At 43.5% G+C, this 9,250-nt stretch carries 11 protein-coding genes; 7 read left to right on the plus strand and 4 right to left on the minus strand.

Annotated elements, in window-relative coordinates:
* The 4 genes from VZ94_RS12965 to VZ94_RS23050 form a co-directional block, all read right to left on the minus strand.
* The coding region (locus VZ94_RS12965; protein ID WP_052700515.1) for a sigma-54-dependent transcriptional regulator at positions 1-1,082 on the minus strand (1,082 nt) is incomplete at its 3' end.
* Positions 1,083-1,084: 2 nt separating this feature from the next.
* Complete coding sequence (locus tag VZ94_RS23045; RefSeq protein ID WP_052700516.1) at positions 1,085-1,660, minus strand: sensor histidine kinase; 576 nt, start codon at positions 1,658-1,660, stop codon at positions 1,085-1,087.
* Positions 1,653-1,796 carry a hypothetical protein gene (locus tag VZ94_RS25980; protein WP_157844921.1) on the minus strand — a complete coding sequence of 48 codons (144 nt, stop codon included), beginning with the start codon at positions 1,794-1,796 and terminating at the stop codon, positions 1,653-1,655. Before VZ94_RS25980 ends, VZ94_RS23045 begins: the two co-directional genes overlap by 8 nt.
* 32 nt (positions 1,797-1,828) lie before the next feature.
* Positions 1,829-2,842, minus strand: a complete 1,014-nt coding sequence (locus VZ94_RS23050) for a cache domain-containing protein (RefSeq protein WP_052700517.1) — start codon at positions 2,840-2,842, stop codon at positions 1,829-1,831.
* A 32-nt stretch (positions 2,843-2,874) separates the two neighbouring features.
* Between VZ94_RS23050 and VZ94_RS12975 the strand changes: the two genes are divergently transcribed.
* From VZ94_RS12975 to VZ94_RS13005, 7 genes are all read left to right on the plus strand, one after another.
* Positions 2,875-3,921 carry a hypothetical protein gene (locus VZ94_RS12975; RefSeq protein WP_131655554.1) on the plus strand — a complete coding sequence of 349 codons (1,047 nt, stop codon included), beginning with the start codon at positions 2,875-2,877 and terminating at the stop codon, positions 3,919-3,921.
* Positions 3,922-4,074: 153 nt separating this feature from the next.
* Positions 4,075-4,392: a hypothetical protein gene (locus VZ94_RS12980; protein ID WP_192828646.1), complete on the plus strand. Its 318-nt coding sequence runs from the start codon at positions 4,075-4,077 to the stop codon at positions 4,390-4,392.
* A gap of 535 nt (positions 4,393-4,927) precedes the next feature.
* A complete protein-coding gene (locus VZ94_RS12985) occupies positions 4,928-5,425 on the plus strand; it encodes a TlpA family protein disulfide reductase (RefSeq protein ID WP_045779547.1) in 498 nt (165 codons plus the stop codon).
* 2 nt (positions 5,426-5,427) lie between these two features.
* Positions 5,428-5,643: a DUF4266 domain-containing protein gene (locus VZ94_RS12990; protein WP_052700519.1), complete on the plus strand. Its 216-nt coding sequence runs from the start codon at positions 5,428-5,430 to the stop codon at positions 5,641-5,643.
* Positions 5,644-5,655: 12 nt separating this feature from the next.
* Complete coding sequence (locus VZ94_RS12995; RefSeq protein WP_045779548.1) at positions 5,656-6,897, plus strand: DUF3570 domain-containing protein; 1,242 nt, start codon at positions 5,656-5,658, stop codon at positions 6,895-6,897.
* Positions 6,898-6,920: 23 nt separating this feature from the next.
* On the plus strand, positions 6,921-8,807 hold the full coding sequence (locus tag VZ94_RS13000; protein WP_045779549.1) for a protein-disulfide reductase DsbD family protein: 1,887 nt from the start codon (positions 6,921-6,923) through the stop codon (positions 8,805-8,807).
* Between the two features lie 18 nt (positions 8,808-8,825).
* On the plus strand, positions 8,826-9,250 hold a 425-nt coding region (locus tag VZ94_RS13005), incomplete at its 3' end, for a hypothetical protein (RefSeq protein WP_131655555.1).

The raw sequence follows: 9,250 nt of genomic DNA on the forward strand, positions 1-9,250 counted from the left end.
TCACGCACATTGCCGGGCCACGGATAAGCCATTAAACACTGCTCAGCATCTTGTGCCATGCCTTGATAACCAAAGCCAAATTCGCGTGCATGTTTATCTAAAAAGAATTTGGCTAACGGAATAATGTCTTCACGCCGCTCACGCAAAGGCGGTAATATCACGGTAAACACATTAAGCCTATAAAATAAATCTTCCCGTAGCTTTTGGTCTTGAATCGCTTGTTTAGGATTTCTATTCGATGCAGCAATAACGCGTACATCAACCGGTATGGTTTTATTACTGCCTAAGCGTTCTAAACAGCGTTCTTGTAAAACCCTGAGTAATTTGGCTTGAAGGTTAAAATCCATTTCGGTTATTTCATCTAAAAACAACGTACCGCCATCGGCTAACTCAAATTTGCCAATCCTATCTTTATGCGCACCCGTGAACGCGCCTTTGTTATAGCCGAATAATTCACTTTCTAAAATCTCAGCCGGAATCGCGGCACAATTAATCGAGACAAATAACGCATTGGCTCTAGGAGATGCCGCATGGATGGCACGCGCAACGAGTTCTTTACCGGTTCCGGTTTCACCTTGGATTAATACGCTGGTTTTAGTGGCGGCTACTTGCTCAATTTGCGTGTAAATCTGCTGCATCACCGCGCTGTCGCCGACAAAACCGCGCCAACCTTGCTCAACTTCTTGACGTAAATACCGATTTTCCCGTTGCACTTTGCCAAAACGCAATGCCCGTTGCACTGCAGCCGTTACTGACTCCAGCTCAAACGGCCTAAGAATATAATCACTAGCACCGTATTTCATCGCATCAACGGCGGTTTCAACCGTACCATAGGCGGTAATCACAATCACAGGTAAGTCATTACCCTGCTCTCTAAGCTGTTTTAATAAACCTATGCCGTCTAACACGGGCATTCTTAAATCAGTGATAACTAAATCAACGACATGGGTTTGCATCAGATTTAAAGCCTCTTGACCATCCCCCGCTTGCAACACCTCATAACCCATTTGCGTTAACATAATATCGAGCAAGCGCCGCATTTTGACTTCATCGTCGACCACTAATACTGTTTGCTGAGACATCGCTATCCTTGAGGCTTAATCGGTAATACAACATGAAAACAAGCACCGCCATAATCACTATCGGTAACATAAATCTGACCGTGATGCGCTAACACGCTTTGCTGCACAACGGTTAAACCTAAACCAATGCCGTCTTGCCGTTTAGTAAAAAACGGTTCAAATATTTTTGCCTTATGGGTGTCGGTAATGCCTACGCCATTATCTTGTACTAATACTTCTAGGGTATCGGTTAGGCGCCGCGTACCCAATTCTATATAACCACCAGGTTGCACATGTTGAATGGCATTCATAATTAAATTTAAAAACACTTGAATCATGTGGTCACGATCACAAAACAGTTCAGCTTGGCCGGCGTTAAAGCGTTTAGCAATACGAATATGTTTCGCATCAGCTTGGGTTTGCAATAAATCAACGGTATGCTCCAGAATAAAATGTAAATCTTGTAAATTAAATAAAGGCGGCCTAGGTCGTGCGCATTCTAATAACGTCGTAATCAATTCATTTAAGCGCTGCGTTTCACTTAAAATATACTCCGCCATTTCCTGACCAATTTTACTTAAGCCTTTTTCTTTAAGCAAAAATTTGTGCCGAAGACTTTAAAATCCCTAACGGGGTACGCACTTCATGCGCCATACTCGCCGCCATCTCACCGATAACCGCTAATTTAGCCACCCTCACCAAATCTTGCTTAGATTGCTCTAAGCTATTAATCATTAAAGAAAATTGTGTGCTTAATTGCGTCAGCTCTAAGCTAGATTGAATAATAGGTGGCTGGTTTGTTTACCTTGCATAAATTCTTTAGTGAATTCAGCTAAACGCACAATTGGCCTGGCAATACGAGCCGACATCCAAAACGACGCCAGCACCCCTAAAGCTAACGTTAACGCTAAAAATACTAAAATCGTTAACCATAACGCCCACACTTGAGCAAACGCCGTGTGGCTAGGCTGAATAATCACCACGCGCCAGCCAAACCCCTTAAAGCCACGATAACCTGAAGACTCCGCATAAGCTACTAGCATTTCTTGGTTAACAAGGTCAGCTTGAGTCATAAAAAAACCGCTTTTTTCCGTCATTAGCGCTAACAATCCGGCCATATTTGAAAACAAAGGCTGTTCACGTAGCTTGGTCGAAACCGCTATCGCTTCGCCATTGTTATCTAATACTAAGGCATACGATTGACTGGTATTTTTACTCAATTGCGCATCTAATAATTCGCTAAGCTCACGGCCTTCAATTTCGGCATAAAGCCTGCCTAATTCCCCCTCGCTGAACAAATCGGGTATTGCCATAGAAAACAGCAGCTTATTACCATTTTCATCAAGACGCTGCAACGCATAACTATGATGCTTATGCGTCGCGCTTAACCATGGCTTAGGTTCGATAAACGTGCTGCCTATCAAACTCGCATTACTTGCCGAAACGATTTCTTGATGCGCAGCCACGACAAATATCTGTTGATAAACGCCGTCGTAACCGGTTTGTAAATCGGCTAAAAATTGCGCTAAACGCTTATCGACATCACCGACTTTAATTTCTTGCATGATTTCCAAACCGCTCCATAAAGCAAGATTTTCCATGCGCTCGAACAAATTAGTATCAATTTGCTGTATAGTAGCGGCGGCTTGCGTACTCAGTTTTGCTTCAATTTCACCATATAAAATGGCTTTCAAATGCACGAAAATCATCGCAGTAATGAGCAAAGCCGACGCTAAACTAACCAGCAAATAAGATACGAGTAACGTATTTCTTATGGTCATTGAATTCTCTTAAAGTTACTTATTGTTACGGCATGGCTAAATCATCAGCGTGGCTTGCAGCCATTATGTATCTTTGCGCAGGTTATTCGCTTTGGGCACATGCAGACGATATTGAGCCAGAACTGCCAGCCTCTTATCAATGGGGACGAGGCTTGACCTGGCCGTGGGCTAATCTAAATATAGGCGGCTATTTTAATGCCTCGCACCAGCAGCCGGAGATGTTGCAAGAAAAGACCACATTAGACGAACTTAGTGCATTTATTACCTGGTCGCCGCATCAACGTCTGCGTTTTTTTGCCGAAGTCGAAGTGAATGAATGGTTATCGACCGTCGGTATTGACACGCTCGACAATGCGATTAGAGCAGAACGCTTATACGCCGACTTGCTGCTCACCGAAACCACGACTCTTCGCTTAGGTAAATTTTTGACACCGGTAGGACGCTGGAATGTGACCCATGCCGCCCCTCTGATTTGGACGACGACCAGACCGTTAGTCACTGAAAGGCGTTTATTCACATCTCATGCCAGTGGCGTCATGCTAACACAGCGTTTTGTTGTTGCTGAGCGCAACTTAAATATTTCTTTTTATGCCGATGACTCAGCCGATTTAGACGTCTTAGATAACGAATTAGGCTTTGAAAATGGTTTAGGTGGCAGGATAGAGTTTGAGATTTCTGACCATCTACAACTAGGCGCGTCGTTCATCGATTTTAAAAATAAAACTGTTACACGCAAAACACGTAATGATTTATATGGCATTGATTTTTTGTGGAAAAAAGACGGCTATGAACTGGAACTAGAAGCGATTTACCGTTCTGCCGACGATAATCAGGGAGAAGAACAAGGGCTTTATTTACAAAGCGTTATCCCTCTACCTTACGATTTTTATCTCATCAATCGTTATGAGCATATTAATGGTACGCACCGTTTTCTGCCTACCGACACCGACATTGGTGTCTCTGGGCTAGCCTGGCGACCTTTTACGCCGCTGGTTTTTAAAGCAGAATATTTATACGGGCAAGGCAATGAATTTGTTGCGCCTAGTGGTTTTTTTGCATCTATCGCGATGTTTTTCTAATGAAGATGCAAAACTTTAAAATCGCTTGGCGCCTTATGTTTACTGCTGACATCATTCGCAAGCGCTGATGAAATCTATGTGATTACACAACCAGAAACAAACGTTTAAAGACATGACGTCTAAGCGTTTAGAAAACATTTTTCTGAAAAAAAAGTGTTAGTTAATGATGCAGGCAAACGTTGGATTCCGCTCAATTTAGGCCCAGAACACCCGCTACGCCAGGCCTTTTCGTTAAGTTTATTTAATAAGCGCCCCGATGAATTTGAAACTTATTGGAGCGAGCAATATTTTCAGGGTATTACTCCACCGTATGTGGTTGCCTCTGAAGAGGCGATGTTACGCTTTGTAACCAGCACACCGGGCGCGATTGGTTATATTTTACCTTGCCACCTAGACACACGCGTACAACTGGTCTTTAAACTGACTACTTCAGCATCGCTAAGCCAATATTGCAAACCCTCTCACCCGTAATACAAATCCTATCTGCAAAAATTGTCTGTGTATTTGTCAAAAGTGACAAAAATTGCAGGCTTTATTACCTGTCCAGTAGTGTTGTTAGCTTGGAGCTTTACTTACAAGCCGTAGGGTGCGCTGTGCGCACCTGTTTCATTGATTTTTATGATGTTATAAAGGTGCGCGCAGCGCACCCTACTTAAAATGACCGTTTGAAGTATATAACGGGCACATCCTAAAATTTTAATTCCTTGTAGAACTTATGCATTCCCACGTCGAAACGTGGGAACGAGTAAACGTGGGAACGAGTCAAATTAAACCTTTGCTTACCCACTAAACAATAACCAAATAATTGGCACAATTCATGCTGTTTGATGCTAAGTAGAGTATGCAACGCATCACTAGCATGATAGATGGATGCTTCCTAACTTAGTGGTCAAGGACAGTGACGCAATGGGTATGCTATGAACACACCCCCCGGTGATTCACCCAGTATCCCCATAGCATACTCTACAACCCACCCTCTTTTGTTATCCGCTTTCGAGATGAGTCTATGAACTATTTTCGTATCACAAGCTTACTAGCAGTCGGCTTATTGTCGTTTACAGCACACGCCATAGAAATCGGCGCTAATGCACCGCTGTTTACCTTGCCCGATTTAGCGCAAGCCCAACCGGTAACACTGAAAAACTATACTGGCAAAGTCGTGTACTTAGACTTTTGGGCCTCATGGTGTGCACCGTGCCGGGTATCGTTTCCGTTACTCGAAGAGTTGCATAAGAAATTAAAAAGCCAAGGTTTTGAAGTCGTTGCCGTTAATCTGGACGAAACTAAAGACAAAGCCCAACAATTTTTGCGCGATTTTCCGGTTGGCTTTACCGTGTTACACGATGCCAGCGGCGAGTGGGCTGATAAGTACACAATAGAATCCATGCCAACCTCATTCATTATTGATAAACACGGCGTAGTTCGTTATATCCATCATGGTTTTACCAGTGACGATATTAAAACCATAGAAGCGCAGGTTACCGATTATTTAAAGGCTAATTAGTCATGAAATCGATAAAGCGATTTATCAGCCTATTACTTTGCTTGCTCATCGCAGCATGTAGCGACGTGCTACCTAGGCAACGTGGTTTTTTAGCCTTACCACAAATGGCATTAACCCCAGATGCCATGGAATTTGCTTTGCGCCAGCACACCGCTTTTAGTAAAGAGTCCGGTTCCGGTGGTTATGGCGGCGGCGGTGGCGGTTGTGGTTGCAATTAACAGGAATCCGTCATGAACAACCAATCTTCAGCTATTTTAGCCAGTTTAAGCCTTGCGGCGGCCATGTTGCCTGGACTTAGTCAACACGCACATGCGGGCCGTGTCGAAGAAAGCTACGACTTAGATTTTCAATACGGTAATTACTCAGAAAGTTCTCAGCGTATTAACGTAGATATTTTCAACGGTCAGCTCAGCGCGCCTATAGGTCAACGTATGACGGCTACCGTCAATTTGACGCGTGACACGATTACCGGTGCATCTCCGGTGTATAACCAAAAGCTGGCGAATGGCAAAATCAAACAAGTGATAAGCGGGGCATCGCCAACCTCCTATTGCGGCGCGTCATTATGCGAACAACGCGATGCCATTAACTCGGGGTTGACTTATTTTTTTGATACCGTCTCAGTCAACTTAGGCGGTGGCTTATCGCGCGAGCAAGATTACACGTCACGCTTTTTTAATACTAATGTCAGCGTCGATTTAAATAAAAAATTAACCACACTTAACTATGGCGCGACCATTGCTTTTGACGAAATAGAGCCGTCTCCGTCGCCTTGGAATAGCCGCCCTATCGGCTTTGTGCGCAATAAAACCAGCCAGCAGTATTTATTAGGGCTTACCCAAATCATCGATAAACATAGCTTATTCGTCAGTAATATGACGTTTACGCAACATGATGGTTTTATGTCCGACCCTTATAAAGTCGTGGCATTTTATGACCCTAAACAGCCGTTGTTATTTGGTGGAACGTTATACCCGAATACGATAAAGCAAGACACCCGCCCTAATGAACGCTTTCAATGGGCCTGGTTAGTACAATATGTTAGACATTTTGGCGAGGCCAATGACGCAGCGTTACATGCCGATTACCGATTTAGCACCGACGATTGGGGTATTAATACTTACACCACCGAATTAAGTTGGCATCAACCTATTCTTGACGACTGGCAAATTATTCCGCGCTTTCGCTATTACTCACAAGATGCGGCCGATTTTTTCCAAGCCGTGGGCATCAATCTGAATACACGCTACTACTCAAGCGATTACCGGTTAGCCGGTTTTGGCGCAATTTCGGGTGGCGTAAGAATCAGCAAAGCATTTAATACACCAGGCTTACTTAGCCGAGCAAAATTCAACGCAGGGGTCGAATATTACCAACACAGTGCCGACTATCAATGGGATGGTAATGGCAGTAATCGTTTTGCCGATTTTAACTATTTGCTGGTCACCGCTTCGTTCTCACTAGCGTTTTAACTCTTAATCAAGGTAGTTTAGTTATGACTCGTTTATGGTTTATATTCTTATGTTGTTGGCTAAGCATCACAAGCGCTTATGCTGATATTCCTGTTGCTAGCCTAGAAACCGCGCTGCTTAATGCTGAGCAAGCACCTAGCCGTTACCGCATTCGTTTTACTATACCCACTGATCATCATGCGTATTTAAGCAGCGGCGAAGGCAATATTTACCTTCCTATCAACTTAGACGCCAATAATGAATTAGCGCAACAAGGCTTGCGCATGAACCCAATAGAGCAACCTCAAGGCGTTTATGATGAGTTTGCCAAAGCACAAGTGTTGCGTGATACCGGTGATTTTATATTTACGCTAACGGCAATAGAGACCGCAAAGCCTAAGCAACAAACGGTGCAGCTAACCGTCAAATATCAGCTGTGCAACGATGTCACGCATGTATGTTATCGGCCTAAAACAGCCGCCGTACAACTACCAGCCCCGCTGTTAGCGAGCGATGTAGACGTTAGCAGCACGCTGACATTAACCGAGCAATTATTACAGTGGTTTCATAGCAGTAACGATAATTTATGGTTAAGTTTCGGTCTTATGCTGTTAGCCGGTTTATTATCCGCCGCAACACCTTGCGTTTATCCGATGTTGCCGATTACCGCGATGTTTATCGTCAATCGTGCCAATGGTAATAGAGCAAAAGAAAAACACCATGCACTGGTTTATTTCGCCGGGATTATTTTAACCTACGGCTTACTCGGTTTAATGGCAGGTATGACAGGCGGCGCATTTAATGCGGTCATGCAATCTGCGTGGGCCAATTTACTGTTAGCAGTTTTTTTCACCACGTTTGCATTAGCGTTATTAGGTTATTTTGAACTCAGCTTTATGCAAAGCCAGGTGTATTCACTAGATCAACAGTCTTCTAAAATCAAAGGCTTAACCGGAACTTGGCTAATGGGCTGTTTGGCTGGCTTGGTCATTTCGCCATGTGTTGGCCCTATTGTGTTCGCTTTATTGCTGCAAGTCGCTGATGAAATCGCCGAAAAAGCCGCTGCTCTGGCCTTAGCCGAGCAACACATTAGCGTCGCTGAACGCTTTATGATTGCCTTAACCGGTAGCCTACAAATGACCGGGTTTGGTATCGGCGTCGGCTTACCCTTTTTTATTATTAGTATCGTGCGATTAAATAAGCTCCCTAAGGCCGGTTTATGGTTAAACAAAGTTAAGTATGCCTTTGGCTTTTTAATCTTATATTTTGCTTATACCTATTTAACCAAGGGTTTACTGGTTTGGGGCGCAACTGAAAGCGTTGTTTTAGCCATCGCGATAGGTTTAGTATTGATTTGGTTGGCCGTGATGCATAGCAATATTTTCTCGCCATTGTCTGGTGACGCTGAAGGCTTAGCTAAAATTCAACGGTTTAACGGCGTGTTAGCCTCATTAATCGGTGCTTGGTTAGTCACCTCGAGTTTATCGAGCTTAACTATCGCACCTAAAAGCTCATCTCCTATCGCTAGCGCCTGCCCTACGTTAAGTAAAAACACTGAAGCGGTGCATGAAGAGGCAGGAATTCAATGGCACAAAAGTTATGTAGCAGCAGAAAAGCTCGCGCGTGCTACAGGCAAACCTATCTTTATAGATTTTTTTGCTAGTTGGTGTGCCAACTGCGTTGCCTTTGCTAATGAAACGGCAAGCAATAAATTATTAAATGAAACGTTAAAATCAAAAGCCATTGCCGTTAAACTGGTTGATAATGAGCCAGAATTTGAACAATTTCGCGCGGATCCGCAACATAGACAATTAAAAATTGGTTTGCCCTATTTTGTTATTATTAGTCCGGCTGGAAAAATCATGTGGTCAGGCACCGATTATAAAGCAACCACAACGATGGTTTCTGAAATCAATAAAGGGGCTAGTTAACCGAGTTAAGGGAATATTATGAAATCTCACCGTGCCGTATTCATACTTTTTATACTCTTGTGTTTAAACAACACGACTGCATTCGCGTATCCTGCCTTTGTTCAACCAACAGGCGCATCCGGTTGCACATCTTGCCATAATGACAGTTACGGCAATGGTTTTAAGCCAGGCGTGCTTGCCGCTTATGAAGATGATGGTTTAGACGGTCTTAAGGACTACATTGAAGAATTAGAAAATAATGCGACAAAAAATACTAAGCCGGTTATTAAACCGATTAACGACAAATGGGACATTACCGTCGGCGAGGCAGGTTTAACCATTCCTATTCATGTTTACGATGCTGAAAATGACAGCTTTGATTTACATGGTTCAGCACCAACAGGTTTTAAATTTTCAGGTGTTTATATCGATAATAAGACCACGCAACTACCGACCATCGATTT

Origin of the sequence: Methylocucumis oryzae (genome assembly GCF_000963695.1) — a bacterium.
In the GTDB taxonomy this organism is placed as follows: domain Bacteria; phylum Pseudomonadota; class Gammaproteobacteria; order Methylococcales; family Methylomonadaceae; genus Methylovulum; species Methylovulum oryzae.

Excerpts from the sequence above, each read along its gene's own strand:
- VZ94_RS12975 (WP_131655554.1), top strand. The coding sequence starts at position 2,875 with ATGGCTAAATCATCAGCGTGGCTTGCAGCCATTATGTATCTTTGCGCA.
- VZ94_RS23050 (WP_052700517.1), bottom strand. The coding sequence starts at position 2,842 with ATGACCATAAGAAATACGTTACTCGTATCTTATTTGCTGGTTAGTTTA.
- VZ94_RS12995 (WP_045779548.1), top strand. The coding sequence starts at position 5,656 with ATGAACAACCAATCTTCAGCTATTTTAGCCAGTTTAAGCCTTGCGGCG.
- VZ94_RS12985 (WP_045779547.1), top strand. The coding sequence starts at position 4,928 with ATGAACTATTTTCGTATCACAAGCTTACTAGCAGTCGGCTTATTGTCG.
- VZ94_RS25980 (WP_157844921.1), bottom strand. The coding sequence starts at position 1,796 with ATGATTAATAGCTTAGAGCAATCTAAGCAAGATTTGGTGAGGGTGGCT.
- VZ94_RS12990 (WP_052700519.1), top strand. The coding sequence starts at position 5,428 with ATGAAATCGATAAAGCGATTTATCAGCCTATTACTTTGCTTGCTCATC.
- VZ94_RS13000 (WP_045779549.1), top strand. The coding sequence starts at position 6,921 with ATGACTCGTTTATGGTTTATATTCTTATGTTGTTGGCTAAGCATCACA.